This window comes from Kitasatospora sp. NPDC087315 (assembly GCF_044744345.1).
GTDB lineage: Bacteria > Actinomycetota > Actinomycetes > Streptomycetales > Streptomycetaceae > Kitasatospora.
Genome location: NZ_JBIUYD010000001.1, coordinates 183,774 through 204,428 on the forward strand (window position 1 = coordinate 183,774; position 20,655 = coordinate 204,428).

Genomic DNA, 20,655 nt, shown 5'->3' on the forward strand with positions numbered 1-20,655 from the left:
CCACGTGATCCCGATACGAAGGGCTTGTTACGTGACCGAGCAGATGACGACTTCGTCCGACGAGACTCCCGACGCCTCCGCCAGGCCGCTCCGGGTCAACGCCTGGAACGGCTGGGACCCGCTGCGCCACGTGATCGTCGGGCGGGCCGAGGGCACCGTGGTCCAGGCTCCCGAGCACGCGGTGCGCCGGGACTACCCCGAGGACGGCTTCCCCCTGGGCACCTACGGCCCGATGCCCGAGGACATGGTCGCCGAGGCCGAGGAACAGCTCGACGACTTCGCCGAGATGCTGCGCCGCCGCGGCATCAGGGTGGACCGCCCCACCCCCGTCGACTTCACCCAGCAGGTCAGCACGCCCGACTGGACGCAGGACTCCATGTTCGGCTGCATGCCGCCCCGGGACCTGCTGCTGACCGTCGGCAACGAGGTCCTGGAAGCGACCATGTCCTACCGCAGCCGCTGGCACGAGTACCTGTGCTACCGGCCCGTGCTGCAGGGCCTGTTCGACGCCGACGAGAACATGCGCTGGGAGGCCGCACCGAAGCCGCGGCTCACCGACGCTTCGTTCAACACCAAGTTCTGGGACACCTACAACGACCTGCCGACCGAGGAGCAGCTGGCCCGGGTCCGCGACTACGACCTGGTGCTGACCGAGGCCGAGCCGCTGTTCGACGCGGCCGACGTCGCCCGCTTCGGCAAGGACCTCTTCGTCCAGCTGTCCTTCGTCACCAACCGCAGCGGCTACCAGTGGCTCAAGCGCCACTTCCCCGACCACCGGGTGCACGCGGTCACCTCCACCAACACCCACCCGCTGCACATCGACGCGACCTGGGTGCCGCTGCGCCCCGGGCTCGTGCTGCACTGCGGCGAGCGGCTCGCGGACGCCGAGCTGATGGAGTTCTTCCGGCTCAACGACTGGGAGATCATCGAGGCGGTGCAGCCCGCGAGCTGGGACCACCCGCCGAAGCTGTCGTTCTGCAGCCCGTGGCTCGCAGGCAACATGCTGAACCTCGACGAGAACACCCTGTGCATCGAGGAGAAGGAGGTCCGGCTCTCGGAGCAGCTGTCCTCGTACGGATTCGAGATCGTCCCGGTGCCGTTCCGGGCGGTCGGGCCGTTCGGCGGCGGGCTGCACTGCGCGACCGTCGACATCGAACGGGACGGCGACCTGCAGGACTACTTCCCGCGCCGGCACGGCCGGTACTGAGGCCGGGCCCGTGCCGTACGTGCTGCCACCGGAGGTCCGTGCCGTCGTCTTCGACTTCTACGGGACGCTGGTGCGGATGGTCGAGCCGCTGCCGCCCGACCACCGCGCGATCTTCGACCGCCGGGGCCTGGCCGCCCAGGGCGCCCGCTGGGGCGACCAGTGGGCGGTGGGCCCCGGCGAGGGCGAGGAGCATGCGGTCCACTCCGCCGCGGAGAACGACTACCACCGCTGGGAGTTGGACCGGCTTCGGCGCAGGGCTCTCGACTGCGGGGTGCCGGAACACGAGCTGGACGGCCTGGTCGAGGAGATCGACCGCGCCATGAAGGCCCTCCGGCTGGAGCTCTTCGAGGACGCCCGCCCCGTCCTCGAAGAGCTCCGCGCGCAGGGGCTGCTGGTCGGCGTCTGTTCCAACTGGTTCTGGAACCTGGAGGATTGCGTGGAGGACGTCGGCCTCGGTGGGTCGGTCGACGTCGTGGTGGGCTCCGCCCGGGCGGGCGCGCGCAAGCCGCACCCGCTGATCTACCGGACGCTGCTGGAGCGGTGCCGACTGCCGCCCGAACACGTGCTGTTCGTCGGGGACATGTGGGCGCCGGACGTGCTCGGCCCGCTCTCGGCCGGGATGCGGTCCGTCCACCTGTGCCGGCCGGACCCGGCGGTGCTCGGATCCGAGCCGCCCCTGCCGGCCGGGGCGGCCCGGATCCGCGGGCTGGGGGAACTGCTCAGGCTCGTGACGAGCGGTGCCGCAGCCGGTCCAGGAGATTGCGGGTGACCTGGACGACACCGGCGTCCTGATCCTTCCCGCAGACCACCGGCCAGTCGGTGGTACCGGCGGAGAACACGGTGCCGCCGGCGGTGAAGACACCCATGGTCGCGGCCCGGGGGCTGGTGATGCCCGGCTCCCGGGCCGGGCCGTTCCAGTGGCCCCACTTGAAGTGGTGGAAGTCCTCGTGGACGGGTTCGAGGACGTGGATGCCGAGGATGAGGAAGGAGGTGGGAGTGCCGTCCTCGCCGCTGGCGCGGGCGACGCCGTGGTCGTCCCGGACGTAGGCGGCGCCGTCGCACTCGTACCCGATGAGCGGGGTGCCCGCGCCGAGCCGGTCGGGCTCACCGCCGTCGGAGCCGTCGCGCAGCCCGGTGCCGGCGAAGACCCAGTGGTCGGCGTGCTGCACGGTGTACCCCTCGCGCGGACGGTCCCCTGGCCATTCGGTGCCCGCCCACATGCCGCCGTTGCGGAAACTCACCCCGGTGAGGGAGTTCTCGGGGCGGCCCACGCCGTCGGGCGCCGCCGGCCACCACTGGTCGGTCGCGGGAAGGTGCGGGTACTCGTCCCCGACGTGGTGGTCGGTGTCCGAGACGAAGGCGGTGTTCCGGTCGGTCGGATGAATGCGCCACCAACACGTGTTGGCGCTGAGGAAAGCGATGTTCCCGCCGTCCCGGACGAATCGCTCGGCATGGCTGCGCATCGCCTCGCTCCAGTACTCGTCATGGCCGACGCTGAGCAGCAGATCATACGAGGACAGTAGATCCGGATCCTCGTGCAGATCGAGATCCGTGCAGAATTCGACCGGATAGTCGTTGCGCTCCAGCCAGGCGATGAAAGGGGCGTCCCAGTAGGCGAGGTCGATGATTCCGCCGGGCCGGTGCAGGCTCACCTTGTGCCCGCGGGGATTGTCGTTCGGCAGGTACACGGGGTGGTCGTAGAGGCTGACGGCGCGCTCCGCGTCCGGCCGGTCGGAGCGGTTGTAGGCATGCCGGGTGAAGGTCGACTTCTTGTAGAGGATGCCGGACCGGCTGCCGGCCCGCCGGGGCCGCACGACGAAGAACTCGCGAGCGGGGCCCTCGATGCTCGCGGCGTCCAGGAGCGGCGGGTCGTCGCCGTCCTCGACGAACTGGACGAGGTGCATGCCGGGCGTCCAGTCCTCCGGCACGGGCACGGTGAGCGGCGGCCAGTTCCAGCCGTCGGCGGGCGAGGCCCGGCCGGGGACGCCGTCGGGGTGCGCGGGCGGCAGGTGGAGCGAACCGGGGCGCCGGCCGGTCTCCGCCACCAGGTCCAGCTCCGCTCCCAACCGGTAGAACCTCAGCCGGAACCGGGCGGCGTCGGTGGAGACGTGCACGGTCAGCTCCTCCCCGGCGGTGACGCTTTCCCGGCCGAGATATCCCTCTATCATTCCGCCTCCCAGCAGAGCGAACGGCCGGCGAATAGGTGTTCGGCCGCTTCGGCCCGCCATCGTAGGGGGTTCCGGGAATTCCGGGCAACGATGCCGCGAAACCGGTCATTCAAGGCCGCCTTTCGGACAGCGAACCGGATGGGGAGAGTCCTCTACCGCCGGGCCGGGTAGCTGGAATTCAGCCGAAGCCGACCGGCTACCGCAAATCCGTCACCTCCGGTCAAGAACGAGGCATTCGCATGAGCAATGAATTTCGAGTGAGGGAACTCGTCCTGGGAATCCAGGGCCTGGCGCTGCTGCGCCACGCCCTGGACGGCGAGGAGGAGTTCCTCAAGGCACGCGTCGAGGACATCCGGCGCTTCGTGTCGGGCGACGGGGAGCTGCCGGACGGGGGCACCGACGTCAGCGAACTCGACCTGGCCGAGGGCTACGCCTCCTGGTCGGCGGTGTACGACTCGCTGCCCAGCTCGTACATCGAGGTCGAGGAGCCCGTGCTGCACGGGATCCTCGACACCCTTCCCGCGGGCACCGCCCTGGACGCCGCCTGCGGTACCGGGCGGCAGACCGGCGCCCTGGTCTCCCGCGGGCACCGGACCATCGGCGTGGACCAGTCGCCCGAGATGCTGGCCAAGGCCCGTGAGCGCGCTCCGCAGGCCGAGTTCCGGGTCGGGCGCCTGGAGAGCCTGCCGCTGGAGGACGACTCGGTCGATCTCGCCGTCTGTTCGCTGGCCATGACCCACCTTCCGGACCTGGCGGCGGGCGTGGCGGAACTGGCCCGGGTGGTCCGTCCGGGTGGGCGGATCATCGTCTCGGACCTGCACCCGTTCGTCATCGCCCTCCAGGGGCAGTGCGTCTTCGTGCACGACTCCGAGCAGCTCGCGTTCGTCCGCAACCACGTCCATCTGCCCGGGCGGTACCTGGAGGCGTTCACGGGAGCCGGGCTGCGGGTGCGGGCCTGTCACGAGCCGCTCTTCAACGGCAGTCTCGCGCCCGGGGGTTACGAGGAGTTCATCGCGGACGCCGCCCGCGCGGCCTGGGACGGGCTGCCGATCGTCATCGTCTGGGACGTCGAAGTCCCCGCTTAGACCCACAAGAAGAGGAGGACGGCCCGATGGCCCTGATCGTGGTGACCCACGCGGAGAAACCCGAACTGTGGGACCGCATGCCGGAACGGTTCGCCGGCATCGTGCCCGAGTACAACCTGCACGGCGATGTCAACGACGGCTACTGGGACCGGCTGTTCGCGGATTTCCCCGACTACCAGTTCGTCCTGTACGACGACGAGCGCGAGGTGGTGGCGGGCGCCGGACGCTCGCTGCCGCGGACCTGGGACGGCACGGCCGCCGACCTGGGCCCCGGACTGGACGACTCCATCGCCCGGGCGTTCGCGGACCGCACCGCGGGCCGGACCGCCGGCGCCCTGTGCGCGCTGGGCATCGAGGTCGCTGAGGACTACCAGCGCAAGGGTTTCTCCAGCGTGCTTCTCGACGGCATGCGCCAGGTGGCGCGGCGGGCCGGCCTGGAGACGGTGCTGGTGCCCGTGCGGCCCACCTGGAAGGACCGGTACCCGCTGGTGCCGATCGAGCGGTACGCGACCTGGCGGCGCGCGGACGGGGCTCCGCTCGACCCGTGGATCCGCACCCAGGTGGGCGCCGGCGGTGCGATCGCCGGCGCCTCGGAGCGCTCGTCACGGATCACCGGCACGGTGGCCGAATGGGAGCGCTGGACCGGTCTCGCCTTCCCGGAGGACGGCGACTACGTGTTCCCCGGCGGCCTCGCCACCCTGCGGATCGAGCACGCACGGGATCTCGGCGGGTACTGGGAGCCCGCGGTGTGGATCACCCACCCGGTCACCGGGGAGCTCACGCCGGAGGCCACTGCTCCCCGGCCCTGACGGCGGTCCACGCGAAGGCGGACATGAGCCGCACCTCGTCCGGCCCGGCCTCCGGGCGACGCTCGGGCGGCAGGCCGGCGGGACCGGCGGTGGACACCGCCGCGTCCCGCAGCCGGGCGAGGGCGGCCGGCGGGACGTCGCCGGGGTCGCCGCCCAGCCGACGGGCGGCCTCGGCCGCCTGCCGGCCGAGCAGCAGGCAGTGGATCCACAGCTCCTCGGCGAAGCTCCGGCCGAACCGCCCGGCCACCTCCGACGCCAGGTCCGCCGGCATGCCGTCGGCCACCGCGTCGCGCACCGCGCGCTCGGTGAGGCCGGTCATCGGCAGGGCGTCGAGCCAACGGTGATGGCCGCGCCCGCCGTCCGGGCCGTTCTCCTGGCCCACGAGCCGGATGTAGCCCTCGCCGTACCGCATGTACGGGATCCACCCCGGCTCCTCCAGGACGCGGCCGTGCTCCAGGAGCGGCTCGGCGTCGGCGGCGTCCATGGGGCAGACGGCGAGCCGGATCCCCTGGGTGGCATGGCCGTTGATGCTGCTGGTGCCGATGTGCTCCACCACGTTGGGCACGGCGATCAGACTCATCCGGCCGCGGGCGCGGAAGAAGACGGAGAAGAGCTCGTCGTCGTGGCGCTCGGCGCTGCCGGTGCTGAACCGGCGGAAGCCGTCCGCCGTGTCGAGCGGCAGACAGACGGCGAGGGACGGCGTGAACTCGTCGGGCACGGCCCGCACCCAGGCGGCGCCGGCGAGCGCGGCGAGCCGGGAGGCGCCGCCGTTGCGCGCGTGCCAGTTCGTGTAGAACACCAGGGCCTCGTCGGGGAACCGGGCGGCCGCGCGGCCGACGAGCGCCACCAGGTTCTCCGGGGCGGACACGTCGTCCTGGACGACGAGGTGGTGGCTCCCCCCGGAGTCCGCCGCCGCCCAGGCGACCTGGGCCGTCCGGAGGGCCGAGGGCGGACCGTCCGGCTCCGGATCGAGCGCCAGGCCGTCCAGCCCGAGCCGCTCGGCCAGCTCGCGGGCCTGGACCAGGCGTACCGGGTGGGTCATGACCGCCGAACTCACGCGCACCGTCGACACCGTAACTCTCCCTCGTTTCTGGGGTCCCGTGTCATCGTGACAGGAGCCCCCCGCCGCGGAAAGGGTGCGGAGTGATCTCGGCCGGTTCCGAACGTCGGGGTCAGGGCCAGCGGCGGCCTCTCCAGGGCGCGGTGGCGCGAGGCTCGCCCTCCGGCCGGTAGGGGAGGTCGGCGAGGAACAGTGGCCCCACGCCGTCGTCCACCGGGGCGACCGGAGGCCGTCGCCGCGGGAAGGCCAGGGCGGCGAGCGACAGCCAGCCGACCCCGACGAACCCGTCCACACACAGGGCGGGCACGAGCGGCACCCGGCCATCGATGTGCACGGCCACCACCACACCGGCAGCGAGCACGGCAGTAACCCCAACGATCAGAAAGCGCACGGATCTTCGCATCACGACTCCCACATCGACCGGTCGCGCGGCAGTGACCCGGCGGCTCGGAAGAAACAGTGAACGGCAGACCGGCGCCCGCTGTGACGACGTATTCAGGACAGATTGGAGTAGACCAATGGTGGTCACGCAGCCTTGCGGCGGCGACGCTGGTCCGAGTACACCGTTCTGCGCGGTGCGCGGTCCGGATCCCGCGGACCGGTCCGGGCAGGTCCCGCAAGAAGCCCGACAGCCTGGCCGCCGACAAGGCCTACAGCAACGGGCCGTGTCGCGCCTACCTGCGCAGACGCGGCATCCGGCTCAAGCACGCCAGAGCGGTCGCAACCCGACAAACGCGGCTACGCCTACCTCGGCACCATCACCGCAGCAGCCCTCGCCATCTGGCTCCGCACATGATCGACCGGACAAGCCCTAGCCGGTGCTGAGGGCGAGGGTCGGGGAGAGGCGGGAGGCCCGGACGGCGGGGTAGAGGCCTGCCGCCGTACCGATGAGCAAGGTGGCGGCGAAGCCTCCGGTGACGGCCCACAAGGGGACCACCCAGGGCAGGCCGCCCGAGGCGGCGAAGGCGTAGGCGGCGGCCGAGCCCAGGGCCACGCCGGCCAGCCCGCCCAGTCCGGAGAGCAGGAGGGACTCCGTCACGAACTGGAGACGGATCTGGCCCCTGGTGGCGCCCAGGGAGCGGCGCAGTCCGATCTCGTGGCGCCTCTCCAGTACCGAGATGATCATCGTGTTGGCGACCCCGACGCCGCCGACCAGGAGCGCCACACCGCCCAGCCCGAGCAGGAGGTCGGTGAACGCCCCCTCGGTGGCGGCCTTGGCCTGGAGCGCCGAGGAGGGGTCGGTGACCTGCACGTTGCGCGGGTTCTGCGGATCGACGGTGCGTGGGATCAGCTCGCGGACCGCGCTGACCGTTCGATCCGTCGACCGTTCGTAGATCTGGGTCGGGTGGCCGTCGAAGCCCAGCAGCGCGCCGGCGCCGTCCCAGCCGACCAGGGCGGCCCGCTCGATCTCGGGAGCCAGCGGCAGCGGGTCGAGGATGCCGATGACGGTGAAGTACCGGCCGCCGATGTGGACCTGCTGACCGGGGGTGGTGATGCCCAGGCGCTGGGCCGCGACGTGTCCGAGCACCGTCGACGGGTAGCGCCCGTTGGCCTCGTTGAGCCAGGTGCCCGAGCCGACCGCGCCGCGCACGACGTCCAGCAGTCCTTCGGTGGCGGCCTTCACGGTGATGCCGCCGGTTTCGTCGTCGGGGATCTTCTCACTGCGCCTGACGGACTGGGCCAGGTCACCGGTCGCGCCGACCTGCTCGACCCCGGGGACGCGACTCAGCATGCCGATCGACTCCTTGGGCAGCTTCACCTTCTCTCCGAACAGCCCCTGGCCAGGGGAGGCGACCAGCAAGTTGGTGCCCAACTGGTCGAGCTGCCGCAGGAGTTGGGCCTTGCTGGAGGAGGAGATGCCGACCACCGCGATCATGGTGGCGATACCGATGGCGATGCCCAGCGCGGACAGCACCACCCGCAGTGGCCGGGTGCGCAGGCCCGCCGAGCCGACGTGGAGGACGTCACGGGGGCCGAGCCGGGCCGGGGAGAGCCGTGTGCGGCTCATCGCTCCCCACCCCGATCGGCCGGGTCGGCGGCGCCGGTGCGCAGATCCGCTACGACGCGGCCGTCGCGGATACGGACCTGGCGTGGCAGGCTGTCGGCGATCTCGCCGTCGTGGGTGATCACCGCGATGGTGGCACCCTCGGCGTTGAGGTCGTGCAGCAGCTCCATCACCGCTTCGCTCGAGGCGGAGTCCAGCGCGCCGGTCGGCTCGTCGGCCAGCAGCAGGTCAGGCTCGCCGACCACCGCCCGGGCGATGGCCACCCGCTGCCGCTGGCCGCCCGACAGCTCGTGCGGACGGTGGTGCATGCGGTCCGCGAGCCCGACCCGCTCCAGGGCCAGGGCCGCGCGCCTGCGGCGCTGGGCGCGCGGCAGGCCCGAGTAGAGCAGGCCCTCGGCGACGTTGTCCCGGGCGCTGACCCCGGCCACCAGGTGGAAGGACTGGAAGACGAAGCCGATGTGCCGGGCGCGCAGGGCGGACAGCCGGCGGTCGGAGAGGGCGGCGACGTCGTGGCCCGCCAGGGTGACGGATCCGGCGCTGGGCCGGTCCAGGGTGCCGACGATGTGCAGCAGGGTGGACTTGCCCGACCCCGAAGGCCCGACGATGGCGAGCAGTTCGCCGCGTCCGATGCGCAGGTCCACCCCGTGCAGTGCCACGACCCCGCCCGGATACTCCTTGGTGACCTGGTTCAGCTCGACCACCGCGCTCATGACTTGGGCACCCCGACCTTCATTCCCTCGGCCAGGCCGGTCTCGCTGACCTCGACCCGGCCCTGTCCGAACATGCCGAGCTCGACCGGGACTTCGCGCACCTTCCCGCTCTCCACGACCTGGACGCCGAAGCCCCCGCCGGACAGCGCGAGCAGTGCGTTGACCGGTACCGTCAGCACGTCCTTGCGGACCTCGCCTTCGAGCTCGACGGTGACCGGCGCCTGGTCGAAGCCCTCCGCCTGCCCCGGGTCGTCGAAGAGCACCCGGGCGGTGATCTTGGCGGGCTTGTCCGGGGAGCCCTGCTCCTTGCCGTCCTCACCGATGGTGCGGTCGACGGAGGCGACCTTGCCCTTGGCCCTGCCGCCGCCGGGCAGGTCGACCTCGACCCGGGTACCGGGCTTGGCGAGGTCGGCCCGGGAGACCTCGATCTTGATCTGCACCTGCCGTTCGGAGCCGGTGGTGGTGAGGACCGGCTTGCCGGGAGCGGCCTGGTCGCCGACGGCCGCATCGTTCTTCTTGATCCGTACCGGAGCGGGCGAGAAGGCGATCTGCTCGGGTCCGATCTCGCCGGTCCGGGCCAGACCGTGGGCCTTCTGCCAGCGTTTGACCGCTTCCGCGGTGCCGGGGGTGAACTCCTCGTCCGCAGCCAGCCCCTTGCCGTAGCCCAAGTCGCGGAGGTTCTCCTTCAGCTGTCTGACGTCCGGCCCCTTGTCGCCGGCCTTCAGCGTCCGGTACACGGGGCGCTCGCCCTCCATGAGCCGGACCTTCCGGCCGTCGACCTCGTAGAGAACCCCGTCGCGTTTCACGACCGCGCCGGCCTCCGGGAGCCAGGTGAGGGTGCCCGGCACACCGGCGTTGAGCCGGCGCTCCTCGGTGTAGCCGAGGGTCCCGTCCACCTGGGTCCGGCTGCTCAGGTCCTGTCGTTCCACCGAGCCCGTGCTCGGCGGCAGCCCGTCCGTGCGGTCCGTACCGGCGCTTCCGCCGCCGCCGGTCTGCGAGAGGGCCGTGACCCCGCCCACCAGCGTGACCGAGGTGACCAGCGCGGCGATCAGGTACGTTCGGCGGCTCCGCCCGCGCTCACTCCGCATGCTGACCACTGCACGCCTTGTTCGCCTTGTCGAACCTGTCCTTCTCGGCGCCCTCCGGGATCTTCATCGCCTGTCCCGATATCGCCGAGTCGCCGTCGAACTTCGGGTCCGGCATATCCACACCGTTACTGCGCATGCACTGGGCGAATTCGAGGGCCTTGTCCTTGTCGGCCTGGGACATCTTCGCGCCGCCCGAGCCACCGACGCCCCCGCAGGCCTTGAGGGCTTCCGCCATCTTGTCCTGCCCGCCCTCGAGGACCAGGCCCCGCGGGTCCTGGCCCGGCTCCGGCTCCTTCACCTGGGCGCCGTGCTCGCGCAGGCACTTACGGTGCTCGTAGGCCTGGTCCGCCGCCGCGCCCTTGCCCGACGAGTCCGAGCCGCCGCCCCCTCCGGAGCCCGCGACGCCTCCGCCACAGGCCGCGGTGAACAGCGCCATCCCCGCCAGCAGCACGGCCGCCGCGCCGTACCTGTGGTTCCGCATGTGGTTCCGCATGGAATTCCTCCGTGTCCGATTGCGAGTGACCGACCATGCAGAGGCTGGCACGCACCCGCATTTCGCCGCTGTCAGCCGAGACCTTTACGGCGACGAAAGGTGGTTTTCAGGTACACCTGATGTCATGCGTGTACTGATCGTGGAGGACGAGGAATTCCTGGCGGACATGATCGCCGAGGGACTGCGGCGCGACGCCCTGGCCGTCGACGTCGTGTACAACGGCGCCGACGCGCTGGAACGGCTGAGCCTCACCGACTACGACGTGCTCGTGCTCGACCGCGACCTGCCCGGAGCACACGGCGACGAGGTGTGCCAGAGCGTCGTCGAGCAGCGGTTGCTGACCCGGGTGCTGATGCTCACCGCCGCCGGTACCGTCCGCGACCGTGTCGACGGCCTGGACCTGGGCGCGGACGACTACCTCACGAAGCCGTTCGCCTACGAGGAGCTGCTGGCCCGGGTACTGGCCCTCGGCCGCCGCACCCACCCCGCCCTTCCGCCGGTCATCGAGCGTGCGGGCATCACCCTCGACACCGCTCGCCGCCAGGCCTTCCGGGAGGGCCGCTACCTTGCCCTGTCCCGCAAGGAGTTCGGCGTACTGGAGGTGCTGATGCAGGCCGAGGGCGCCGTGGTCAGCGGTGAGGACCTGATCGAGCAGGTGTGGGAGCGGAACATGGGATACCGCACCAACGCGGTTCGGGTCGCCCTCAGCAAACTCCGCGCCAAGCTCGGCGAGCCCTCGGTCATCGACACCGTGCCCGGCCACGGCTACCGCATCGGCGTCCCGGCATGAGGCGCCCCGCTCCGGTCGGCCCGAACCGCCTTCCGCTGCCCGGCAGACCACGCCCGCGGCTGCCGGGCGGGGAGCGGGGCCGGCTGACCATGCTCTACGGCGGGCTGCTCGTCCTCGCCGGGGCCATGCTCATCTGCCTGGTCAACTTCCTGGTCCGGGAGGGTCTGTACACCTCGATCAGCACGGCCGTCGCCGTCGAACCGCGACTGGCCACACTGGCGACCCCGGGCGCCACCTCGGCGGGGACCCTCACAGTGGGAACCGCTTCACCCGCAAACGCTCCACCCGGAACCGCCCCCGCCGACGGCGGACAGTCCCACTTCCAGGCCGTCAAGGTCGTCACCCAGGCCGCCGAGCAGGCCGCCCAGAACCAGCTGCTGACCGTCTCCCTGATCGCTCTGGCGGCCTTCGCCGTCATCTCGGTGGCGCTGGCCTGGTGGATGTCGGGACGGGTGCTGCGCCCGGTAGCGGTGATCACCAACACGGCGCGGCGGCTCTCGGGTGAGAACCTGCACGAGCGGATCGCCCTCGACGCACCCCCGGGCGAGCTCAAACAGCTCGCCGACACCTTCGACGCCATGCTCGACCGCATGGAGCAGCTGGTGGGTGCGCAGCAGCGGTTCGCAGCCAACGCCGCACACGAACTGCGGACGCCGATCGCGGTGCAGCGGGCCGCGGCCGAAATCGGGCTGGCCACCGAGGACCCGGCCGCCGTCGCCCGGGTCCGCCGCAAACTGATAGAGGTCTCCGAGAGCAGCGAACGGCTCATCGAGGGCCTGCTGTTGCTGTCCGTCTCCGACCAGAGGCTGGACCGCCGCGAACCGGTCGCACTGGACCAGCTGGCCCGCGCGGTGGCCACCGAGTGCGCCGCCTCGGAGGAAGCCCGAGCGAACCGCGTCACCGTCCGATCCGACATCGCCCCCGTGTCCGTCGAGGGTGATCCGGTGCTGCTGGCACACCTGGTGCGCAACCTGGTCGGCAACGCCCTGCGCTACAACCGCGACGGCGGCCGGGTCGAGGTCGGCGTGCGCGACGGTGTCCTGGAGGTCGGCAACACCGGCCCCCAGGTGCCGCCGGAGACGGTCCCCTATCTCTTCGAGCCCTTCCGCCGCCTTCAGGAGCGTCGACACGGCCCGCGTGAGGGCGCGGGCCTGGGCCTGTCCATCGTCGCCTCCATCGCGCGCGCCCATCACGCCGCCGTCACCGCCGTCCCCGGCAGCACGGGCGGACTGCGGGTCCGGGTCGAATTCCCCACGGCCTGACCCGGCTGTTGGGGCGCCTGTACGTTCTCCGAACAGTGCCCACACCGAAGGGCCTGCGCACCTTCAGTGCTGTGACCGCAGGGGTTCACCGAGCTGCTGCGTGCCTGTCCTGGCCGGAGCTCCAGGGCAGGGACAGTCCGGCGACGGCGGCGTTCTCGTCGTACCGGAGCCCCTGGGCGAACGCCCGGATGGCCGGCAGGTCGTCGCGCAAGACACCGTTGATCCAGTCGGGCCGTTCGTGGCCACGGAGGCCGGTCATCATGCCGGCGAAACCACGGACGTGGCCGGTGGTGGCCTTCAGCCGTGGTGCCGAGGTCGAGCGCGACCAGCCGAACGCCGCTCGCGGTCTTCGGCCCCCCTTCGAGGACGTCCCAGCCGAGCTGGACGAGCCGGGTCTCCACCGCCAGGGAGTGTGTGGCCTTGTCGAAGTCCATTCATCCGGCACCCAGGCCCGTGACGGAGGCGGAGTCTTGTTGACGGGCCTCTGGTGTTCCGGTGTGACGCCGCTAACATGACAGTCCCTCATGTTCTCGTCAGGAGGCTGTCATGCCCGACCGCTTCGACCTGCCGGCGGGGTTCCGCTGGGGTGCCGCCACCGCCGCCTACCAGATCGAGGGGGCGGTGGAGGAGGACGGCCGCGGGGCGTCCGTCTGGGACGTCTTCGCCGCCCGCCCCGGGGCCGTCCGGGGCGGCCACACAGGGGCGGTGGCCTGCGACCACTACCACCGGTACCCCGAGGACATCGCCCTGATGAAGGGCCTCGGACTGGACGGCTACCGCTTCTCCGTCTCCTGGCCCCGCGTCCTGCCCACCGGCGCGGGCGCCGTCAACCCGGCCGGCCTCGCCTTCTACGACCGGCTCGTGGACGCGCTGCTGGAGGCCGGCATCACCCCGCTGCCCACCCTCTTCCACTGGGACCTCCCGCAGGGCCTCGAAGACAACGGCGGCTGGCTGAACCGCGACACCGCGTACCGCTTCGCCGAGTACGCCACCGTCGTCGCCGACCGCCTCGGCGACCGCGTCCCCGCCTGGATCACCCTCAACGAGCCCTTCGTCCACACCGTGTACGGCTACGCCCTCGGCACCCACGCCCCCGGCCGCACCCTGATGTTCGAGGCCCTCCCGGCCGCCCACCACCAGCTCCTCGGCCACGGCCTGGCCGCGTCCTTGCTCCACGACCGAGGTCTGGAGGCGATGCTCTCCAACAACCTCACCCCGGTCGAGCCGGCCTCCTCGGACCCCGCCGACCTGGCCGCCGCGGCGGCCTACGACGCCCTCCACAACCGCCTGTTCACCGACCCCGTCCTCCTCGGCCGCTACCCCGACCTCTCCGCCCTCGGCGTCCCCGACGACATCTTCGGCGCCGTCCGCCCCGGCGACCTCGACCTCATCCACACCCCCGGCCTCGACGGCCTCGGGCTCAACTTCTACAACCCCACCCGCGTCGCCGCCCCCACCGAACCCGGCCTGCCCTTCGACCTGGTCGACATCCCCGACGTCCCCCACACCGCCTTCGGCTGGCCCGTCGTCCCCGAGGCTCTCACTCAACTCCTGCTCAACCTCCGCGAGTTGTACGGCAAGGCCCTCCCGCCCGTCACCATCACCGAGAACGGCTGCTCCGTCGCCGAGGAGACCGTCCCCGACCAGCCCCGCATCGACTTCATGGCCGCCCACCTCGACGCCCTCGCCCGCGCCGCCGCCGAGGGCATCGACATCCGCGGCTACTACACCTGGTCCCTCCTCGACAACTTCGAATGGGCGGAGGGACTGTTCAGTCAGCGCTTCGGTCTGGTCCACGTCGACTTCGCGACGCAGGTGCGCACGCCGAAGGCCTCGTACACCTGGTACCGCGACCTGATCGCCGCGCACCGGAAGCGGTTCGCGGGGCAGGGGGTCGGGTGAACTTATCAACTCATTTGGGAATTAGTCGACTTGAGCCATGGTGTGGCCGAGAGCCAAGGCGGGCGCACTGCCGGAGCTGAAGTCGTGGAAGAAGAACCAGGGCGCCAACGCGGTGCACGAGCATAGGGGTTGATCCTCCGTTGAGCGCGCCCAAGGCCCGGCCGCCCGCGCCTCCCGCGGACGGCCGGGCCGGCGGAGGCGTTGCTCCGCGGCGGACAGCGGGGCGGGTGCCCGGCGGATCGTGCTCGTCGTGACGCTTCGGAGGGCCTTGACCACCGATCCGTAAGGCCGTCGTAGGCTGGGCCCACCGAACGACGACTCGATCGAGGATGGCCCCGATGGCGCGAACCCCCTTGTCCTGGTTGGCAGGACGCTACACGCTCGGACCGCGGAGCGTCCGGGCGGCGGCCGTGACCTCGGTGGTGGCGGCGATCGGGATCATCATGACCGGCGGCGTCGTCCGGGTCACCGGCTCCGGCCTCGGCTGCCCCGACTGGCCGATGTGCACCGACAGCACGCTCGCGCCGACCTCCGAGATGGGGCTGCACGGCGCGATCGAGTTCTCCAACCGGATGCTCACCGGCGTGCTCTGCGTGGTGGTCGGCTGGGTGATCATCGCCGCCCGGCTGCAGCGCACCCCCGTGCCGCGGGTGCTCCGGGCCGGCTGGGCGCAGTTCTGGATCGTGGTGCTGAACGCGGTGGTCGGCGGCGTCACCGTCTGGCTGAAGCTCAGCCCGTACATCGTCGCGGCGCACTTCCTGGCCGCGATGCTGCTGCTCACCGCGGCCGCGGTCACCTGGGACGCGACGCTGGACGACGCGCGCGGCGGGCCCGCCGGGGCCGCGCCGTCCGAGCGCGCCCGGGGCCTGGCGACGGCCCTGGTGGCGGTCACCGCCGTGATGGTGGTGGTCGGTACGGTCACCAGCGGCACCGGCCCGCACGCCGGCGACTCCTCCGACGTGCCCCGGATCGGCCTGGACTGGACGACGGTCACCGTGGTCCACGGCCTGCTCGCGGCGGTGGTGCTGGTGCTGGCGGCGGTGCTGTTCGCGGCGCTGCCCCGGGACACGTCCGGCGCCGCCGCGCGCCGCCGGACGGCGGTCTTCCTGCTGGTGGTGCTGGCCCAGGGCCTGATCGGCGTGGTGCAGTCGCTGACCGGCCTGCCCGAGGCGGCGGTGATCCTGCACCTGCTCGGTGCCGCCCTGGTCTGGGTGGGTGCGCTCCGGGTTCTGCTCGCGGCCCGCCCGGCCCGGCTGCTCGCAGCGCCCGGGCCGGAGCCGGTGCTCCCGGCGCCGGCCGTTCGGGCTCCGGAGCACTCGGTCTGAGGGCCGTCGCTCGCACTGCTCCCGCCCGGACCCCCGCGGCGCCCGGCCCCGCGCCGGGTGCCGCGGGGGTTCAGCGTTCCGCGCGGGCCGCGGCGTCGACCCGGTCGGCGGCCAGATAGAGCGTCAGCTCGCCGTCGGCCCGGTCCAGTTTGGCCGCCGCCCAGTGGAACGGGTTGGCCGCGGAGCCCTCGGGCGCGGCGGCCGCACAGCGCGCGACCAGCGCCTCGACCCGCCCCCGCACCGCCGGTGCGAGCAGCCCGCCGAGCCGGGCCAGCGTCGGCGCCGCGTGCGGGGTGTAGTGGTTGAACGGCAGGTACAGGGTGGCGTCCTCGGGCCGCCCGGGATGCCGCGCGGTCAGGCTCCAGCAGAGCGTCGGCCGTACCCCCGGCGCCGCCAGCGCCTGCGGCCCGGCGGCCGGGAGGGCGTCCAGCAACGCGGCGGTGCTCTGCCGGGCGGTCGCGGAGAGCCGGGCCATCCGCTCCTCCAGTTCGCCGGCCGACCGCTCGGTGACGGTGGTGTAGAACTTCGCGCGCGCCGCCGGCGAATCCACCAGGTCCAGCGAGAACACCGCCGGCATCGGCACCTCGATGCTCGCCGGGTCGTGCGCGCGCAGCCACCGCCAGGCCTCGCCGTGGCCCAGCCGCTCCAGCGCGGCGCCGACCAGTTCCCGGTTGCGGGCCAGGCCCTGGGCGAGGGTGTCCAGGTAGACCTTGACTCCCGAGAGCCCGTCGGGCCGGACCGTGGCGGCCAGGCAGAGCCCGAACGAGGCCTTCCGGCTGACCGGGCGGAAGAGGTCGCGCAGCACCGCCGCCCGGCCAGCCGTGGCCACGTTCTGCCGTTCCAGCTCGGCGAGGATCCGCCAGCCCTGCTCCCAGCTGCCGAGCGCCGTGGTGTTCCCGGCCGGGGGCAGCGGGCGCAGGAAGATCCGCAGCTCGGGCTCGCCGTCGCCGAGCACCAGCGAGTACTCGAACGGTGCCACCCGCGCGGCCGGATCGGCGGGGTCGGAGCCGCGCGAGTCCCGGTGCCCCCAGCCGTCGAACAGCAGCGGCACGGCGGCGTCCACGGCCGTCCCGAAGCCCGGGCCCAGGGCCAGCGCCTCGCCCAGCCAGCGGAGCCCGCGGGCGGCGCGCTCCGCGAAGCCGTCCGTCGCGGCCCGCCGCTCCGGTCCGGTGTCCGGGAGAGTGGCCGGGGGAGTGGGGCGGGTGCCGGGGTCGCCGAGGTCGGTGGTCATCTCAGCGGCCCGCGCGGAGCTCGGCCGGCACGTACGGGGCGGTGTCGATACCCGGGTACAGCTCCGCCACCCGCTCCAGCGACTGCTCCGTCCAGTAGCCGTCCCCGGGCGGGGGGAAGCCGAGCAGGTGCCGTTGGCGCGGCGAGAGCTCGACCATGAACTCCCGGAAGGTGTCCCAGCCTGGCGAGGCCGGCCGCATCGACCACAGGTGCTTGTCGGTCCAACGGGCCACCGCCGCGTGGATGTTGAAGAAGAGCGCGAGCCGCCGGCCGTGCGTGCCCTGGTAGCCGGCGCCGCGGTGGACGATGTCACCGACGAAGAGCAGCACCGAGCCGCGCTTCGCCTCGATCGGGCGCTGCCGCTCGTACAGCTCGGGGTAGGTCTCCTTCTCGTAGGAGGCCTTGCCGGTCGCGGTGAGCAGCGGCACACCGAGCTGCTCGGCCCGCGCGACCACGTAGGTCGGCCCGGTGTCCACCGTGACGTCGGTCAGGTAGACGATGCCGAACAGCCGTTGGTAGACGCCGTCGGCGCGCGGCGGCAGCAGGCTGCTGGCGGCCCAGGCGTCGTTGTGCAGCGTCTGGTCGATCGAAGGCCCGTACGCCGTGCCGTACTTGGCCTGGATGAACGAGCTGGTGAGCCGCAGGTCGGGGTCGCCCAGCAGGTGTTCGGCGACTTCGATCACGCGCGGGTCGAGGGAGAGCCGGTTGAGCGCGTTGGCGGAGAACGGGAACGGCACCGCGTGCTTGAGCGCGGCGACCTCCTCGGCGGTGGTCCGGCCGTCCTCCGGGTCCGGGAAGTAGGTCTCCATCGCCGCGACCGCGTCGGTCAGGGCCTGCCCGGTCACGAAGTCCGGTACCAGCGCGTAGCCGTTGGCGGCGATCTCCTTGGCGATCGCCGCGGTGTCCAGGGTGCCCATCGTCATGCCTCTCCGTCCGCCGTGGCCGCCCGCCCGGCCCGGGCAGGCGGGCGGGAGACCTGGATGTTCTTGTGGAACCCGTCCAACCGCAGCGGCTCGCCCACCGGCTCCCCGTCGACCTCGATCCAGGCGTGCGCCGCGAACGGCGCGAGGTTCACCCCGGAGACCCAGTCCGCCCAGCCGCCGCGCGCCCGCACCAGCAGGGCGGCGGCCACCGACCGCTCCAGGCAGTACTGGCCGGCACAGCGGCCGCTGACCGAGACCACGTCCTCGCGGGCCCGCAGCGCCTGGGCGTAGGAGGCCGGCCGGGCGTTGGCGCTCAGCCGGCGCAGCAGCCGCTCCAGCCGGTCCGGGCTGGAAGTGGTGACCAGCAGCCGGCTCGCGGCGACCGCCAGCAGCGGCACGATCCGGCGGTGCGGCGGCAGCCAGGCGCGTGGCTCCGGGGTCATGTGCAGGGTCATCGGTCCACCACGATCCGGGCCGCGCGCAGCTGTTCGACCAGCCGGAGGACGTCGTCGGGAATTCTCTCCCGGGCCTCCGGAAACCTTTTCCGGAGGGTTTCCGTGATTTCTTCCGGGGATTGTCCGGCGGATAACAGATCGAAAACGTCGGCGCCGAGCCGATTGAGCCGGAAATACTTCCCGGATTTCTTGTCGAGGAGCACCGCCGCCTCGCTCTCCCGGACCAGGGTGACGTGTGGCACCACGCGCGGCGTCACGGCGCCACCGGATAGCTGTTCACCAGAATTCCTCCCGGTTCCCTCGGTGTCGGGGTCGTCCGCCCGGCCACCGTGCGCAGCCAGGCCTCGGCGCCGAGCGTCAGCTCCAGCGCCGCCGTCTCGTGCTGGGGGCGCATGGTGTCCCGGATGCTCGCCCGCAGCGCGTCCGGGTCCACCAGGCCCTGCTCGGCCAGCAGCGGCTCCTCGACCATGGCGAGCAGCGCCCGCCGGTTGCGCTGCAGGCCGCGGTAGACCGACATGCTGAACTCGCCCTTGGTCGAGCGGGAGAGCGCCCCGCTCCCGGTCGGCCCCATGGCGGCCTTGAGCAGCGGCTTGTAGCCCCGGCCCGGGAGCGACTCGCCGCGCGGGACGGCCAGCGCGGCCTCCAGCACGTGGTCGTCCATGTAGGGCAACGACAGCAGCACGCCGGAGCGCTCCATCAGGTCCCGCAGCGGCCCGAGCCGCTGGCCGCCGATCCGCTGCCCGGCCACCGCGGTGTGGGAGGCCCGGTCCCCGGCCTGCGGGCGGACCTCGCCGGACCGTTCGCGGGCGATCTCCTGGATCGCCTCGGCGGCGTGCGCGGTGGCCCAGGGCGGCAGGTGCAGGGCCGGCCCCCAGCCGACGGTCGGCCCGTCCGTGGCCGGGCGCGGCAGGTGCAGGGTGCTCAGCTCCTGGGTGAACCACGCGGCGTACGTCCGCCGGTCGGCCAGCGACCTGACCACCTGCGGCAGCGTCCACCGGCGGAGCCGGGCGAGCGGGCGGATCCCGCGCACCGCCGCCACCGGCGCGGTCCGGTAGAGGTCGCTGAAGTAGGAGGGGGCGACGGTGAACAGCTCGTCGCCGCCGAAGCCGCCGATGTGCACCGTCGCACCGGTGGCGGCGAACAGCCGGGACATGGCGGTCTTACGGGTGCGGTTGCGGATCAGCGTGTACGGCTCGCCCAGGCCGTAGGGCACCTCGGTGACCAGGCCGGTGTCGCCGTCCCAGATGCCGTCGTACGGGCCCGGTACGTCCTCCGGCCCCAGCACGGTCAGCTCCCGGCCGATCTCGCGCGCCGCGAGGGCGGCCCAGCGGGCGTCGTCGTGGTTGGGGTCGACGGTCTGCTCGACGAACGACCGGAACGACGCGTCCTGGCCGGCCAGCAGGTAGCAGAGCGAGGTGGAGTCCATGCCGCCGGAGAGGTCCGCGGAGAGGCCGGCCGCGGTGCGCACCCGGACCGCCACCGCCTCCTCCAGCGCGGCGCGCAGCAGTGGTGCCCCTTCGGCGAGCGGGAGCCCGCCGGTCGGGGGCCGCCACCAGGGCCGGGTGTCGGCGCGGTCGCCGGTCAGGCGCAGCCGGTGGTCGGCGGGCAGCCGGTGCACACCGGTCCAGTGGGTGCTGTCGGTCAGGCCGTAGTCGAAGCCGGGGTGGACCAGCCCCCAGGCGACCATCTCCGGCCGCGGGGCGCCCCCGCTCCAGTCGATCAGCGGCTCCACCGAGTCGGCCGCCGCGTAGCCGCCCTCGGGGTGGCGGGCGTAGCAGACCTGCCGCAGCCCGGAGGCGCTGCCCTGGACCCAGAGCGCATCGCCGTCGGCGCAGATCAGGTGGAAGCTGCCCGGGACGCGGTGCGCCGCGGCCAGCAGGCCGGGTACGTCGTCGTGCCGGTCGAGCAGCCGTGCCAGGCGCCCGGCGTCGGCGTCGAACTCGCCGAACAGCGCGAGGCGCCTGGCACCCGTGCCGGCGACCACCAGCCGGGCGTGTGAGGCATCCGCGACGATCCACGGACGCCCCGACGGGTGGTGCACCACCCGTACGCCGTCGGCCGGCACCGGGATCCTGGGCGCCGGGCCTTCGGCTTTCCCCGGGAAAGCCACGAACCAGGACGTGCTGCCCACAACCCCTCCGTT

21 protein-coding genes are annotated in these 20,655 nt (G+C 72.5%); 8 read left to right on the forward strand and 13 right to left on the reverse strand.

Annotated features, from left to right (window positions below; translation table 11 throughout):
- The first annotated feature begins 31 nt into the window (after positions 1–31).
- Positions 32–1,207 (forward strand): serine/threonine protein kinase, encoded by a 1,176-nt coding sequence (locus ACIO5D_RS00730; protein WP_363606308.1) that lies wholly within the window; start codon positions 32–34, stop codon positions 1,205–1,207.
- Between the two features lie 10 nt (positions 1,208–1,217).
- Positions 1,218–1,976 (forward strand): HAD family hydrolase, encoded by a 759-nt coding sequence (locus ACIO5D_RS00735; protein ID WP_400793467.1) that lies wholly within the window; start codon positions 1,218–1,220, stop codon positions 1,974–1,976.
- Here the strand turns inward: ACIO5D_RS00735 and ACIO5D_RS00740 are convergent.
- The gene (locus ACIO5D_RS00740; RefSeq protein WP_400651563.1) at positions 1,927–3,375 is read right to left on the reverse strand and encodes a N,N-dimethylformamidase beta subunit family domain-containing protein; all 1,449 of its coding nucleotides are present in this window, start codon (positions 3,373–3,375) and stop codon (positions 1,927–1,929) included. The two genes, ACIO5D_RS00735 and ACIO5D_RS00740, sit on opposite strands and share 50 nt — an antisense overlap.
- 239 nt (positions 3,376–3,614) lie before the next feature.
- Between ACIO5D_RS00740 and ACIO5D_RS00745 the strand changes: the two genes are divergently transcribed.
- Complete coding sequence (locus ACIO5D_RS00745) at positions 3,615–4,460, forward strand: class I SAM-dependent methyltransferase (protein ID WP_400756623.1); 846 nt, start codon at positions 3,615–3,617, stop codon at positions 4,458–4,460.
- Positions 4,461–4,486: 26 nt separating this feature from the next.
- Entirely contained in the window at positions 4,487–5,269 is a 783-nt protein-coding gene (locus tag ACIO5D_RS00750; RefSeq protein WP_400793469.1) for an N-acetyltransferase, read from the forward strand.
- On the opposite strand, the gene ACIO5D_RS00755 is transcribed toward ACIO5D_RS00750, so the two are convergent.
- From ACIO5D_RS00755 to ACIO5D_RS00780, 6 genes are all read right to left on the reverse strand, one after another.
- Positions 5,238–6,341, reverse strand: coding sequence for a hypothetical protein (locus ACIO5D_RS00755; RefSeq protein WP_400793471.1), 1,104 nt, complete (start codon positions 6,339–6,341; stop codon positions 5,238–5,240). The genes ACIO5D_RS00750 and ACIO5D_RS00755 overlap by 32 nt on opposite strands.
- A gap of 100 nt (positions 6,342–6,441) precedes the next feature.
- Positions 6,442–6,690 (reverse strand): hypothetical protein, encoded by a 249-nt coding sequence (locus tag ACIO5D_RS00760; RefSeq protein ID WP_363606301.1) that lies wholly within the window; start codon positions 6,688–6,690, stop codon positions 6,442–6,444.
- 450 nt (positions 6,691–7,140) lie between these two features.
- Positions 7,141–8,337, reverse strand: a complete 1,197-nt coding sequence (locus ACIO5D_RS00765; RefSeq protein WP_400793473.1) for an ABC transporter permease — start codon at positions 8,335–8,337, stop codon at positions 7,141–7,143.
- Positions 8,334–9,044: an ABC transporter ATP-binding protein gene (locus tag ACIO5D_RS00770; protein ID WP_363606298.1), complete on the reverse strand. Its 711-nt coding sequence runs from the start codon at positions 9,042–9,044 to the stop codon at positions 8,334–8,336. Before ACIO5D_RS00770 ends, ACIO5D_RS00765 begins: the two co-directional genes overlap by 4 nt.
- A complete protein-coding gene (locus tag ACIO5D_RS00775; RefSeq protein ID WP_400793475.1) occupies positions 9,041–10,132 on the reverse strand; it encodes an efflux RND transporter periplasmic adaptor subunit in 1,092 nt (363 codons plus the stop codon). The genes ACIO5D_RS00770 and ACIO5D_RS00775 overlap by 4 nt, the downstream gene beginning before the upstream one ends.
- Positions 10,122–10,625 carry a hypothetical protein gene (locus ACIO5D_RS00780; protein WP_363606296.1) on the reverse strand — a complete coding sequence of 168 codons (504 nt, stop codon included), beginning with the start codon at positions 10,623–10,625 and terminating at the stop codon, positions 10,122–10,124. The genes ACIO5D_RS00775 and ACIO5D_RS00780 overlap by 11 nt, the downstream gene beginning before the upstream one ends.
- Positions 10,626–10,749: 124 nt before the next feature.
- Between ACIO5D_RS00780 and ACIO5D_RS00785 the strand changes: the two genes are divergently transcribed.
- The gene (locus tag ACIO5D_RS00785) at positions 10,750–11,415 is read left to right on the forward strand and encodes a response regulator transcription factor (protein WP_363606295.1); all 666 of its coding nucleotides are present in this window, start codon (positions 10,750–10,752) and stop codon (positions 11,413–11,415) included.
- On the forward strand, positions 11,412–12,677 hold the full coding sequence (locus ACIO5D_RS00790) for a sensor histidine kinase (RefSeq protein ID WP_400793477.1): 1,266 nt from the start codon (positions 11,412–11,414) through the stop codon (positions 12,675–12,677). The genes ACIO5D_RS00785 and ACIO5D_RS00790 overlap by 4 nt, the downstream gene beginning before the upstream one ends.
- An 85-nt stretch (positions 12,678–12,762) precedes the next feature.
- Here the strand turns inward: ACIO5D_RS00790 and ACIO5D_RS00795 are convergent, their stop codons facing one another.
- Complete coding sequence (locus tag ACIO5D_RS00795; RefSeq protein WP_363606333.1) at positions 12,763–12,939, reverse strand: hypothetical protein; 177 nt, start codon at positions 12,937–12,939, stop codon at positions 12,763–12,765.
- A gap of 284 nt (positions 12,940–13,223) precedes the next feature.
- On the opposite strand from ACIO5D_RS00795, the gene ACIO5D_RS00800 reads away from it, so the two are divergent.
- Together ACIO5D_RS00800 and ACIO5D_RS00805 are read left to right on the forward strand one after the other, a co-directional pair.
- The gene (locus ACIO5D_RS00800) at positions 13,224–14,579 is read left to right on the forward strand and encodes a GH1 family beta-glucosidase (RefSeq protein ID WP_400793480.1); all 1,356 of its coding nucleotides are present in this window, start codon (positions 13,224–13,226) and stop codon (positions 14,577–14,579) included.
- Positions 14,580–14,917: 338 nt separating this feature from the next.
- Positions 14,918–15,904 carry a heme A synthase gene (locus ACIO5D_RS00805; RefSeq protein WP_400793482.1) on the forward strand — a complete coding sequence of 329 codons (987 nt, stop codon included), beginning with the start codon at positions 14,918–14,920 and terminating at the stop codon, positions 15,902–15,904.
- A gap of 70 nt (positions 15,905–15,974) precedes the next feature.
- Here the strand turns inward: ACIO5D_RS00805 and ACIO5D_RS00810 are convergent, their stop codons facing one another.
- Genes ACIO5D_RS00810 through ACIO5D_RS00830 form a run of 5 tightly spaced genes read right to left on the reverse strand, consistent with a single transcriptional unit; the run spans position 15,975 to position 20,643 of the window.
- Positions 15,975–17,135: a tryptophan dimethylallyltransferase family protein gene (locus ACIO5D_RS00810; RefSeq protein ID WP_400793484.1), complete on the reverse strand. Its 1,161-nt coding sequence runs from the start codon at positions 17,133–17,135 to the stop codon at positions 15,975–15,977.
- A 1-nt stretch (position 17,136) separates the two neighbouring features.
- Entirely contained in the window at positions 17,137–18,057 is a 921-nt protein-coding gene (locus tag ACIO5D_RS00815; protein WP_400651607.1) for a phytanoyl-CoA dioxygenase family protein, read from the reverse strand.
- Entirely contained in the window at positions 18,054–18,512 is a 459-nt protein-coding gene (locus ACIO5D_RS00820; RefSeq protein ID WP_363606289.1) for a lasso peptide biosynthesis B2 protein, read from the reverse strand. The genes ACIO5D_RS00815 and ACIO5D_RS00820 overlap by 4 nt, the downstream gene beginning before the upstream one ends.
- On the reverse strand, positions 18,509–18,769 hold the full coding sequence (locus ACIO5D_RS00825) for a PqqD family peptide modification chaperone (protein WP_400793485.1): 261 nt from the start codon (positions 18,767–18,769) through the stop codon (positions 18,509–18,511). The genes ACIO5D_RS00820 and ACIO5D_RS00825 overlap by 4 nt, the downstream gene beginning before the upstream one ends.
- Complete coding sequence (locus tag ACIO5D_RS00830) at positions 18,766–20,643, reverse strand: asparagine synthase-related protein (RefSeq protein WP_400793487.1); 1,878 nt, start codon at positions 20,641–20,643, stop codon at positions 18,766–18,768. Before ACIO5D_RS00830 ends, ACIO5D_RS00825 begins: the two co-directional genes overlap by 4 nt.
- Positions 20,644–20,655 lie beyond the last annotated feature (12 nt).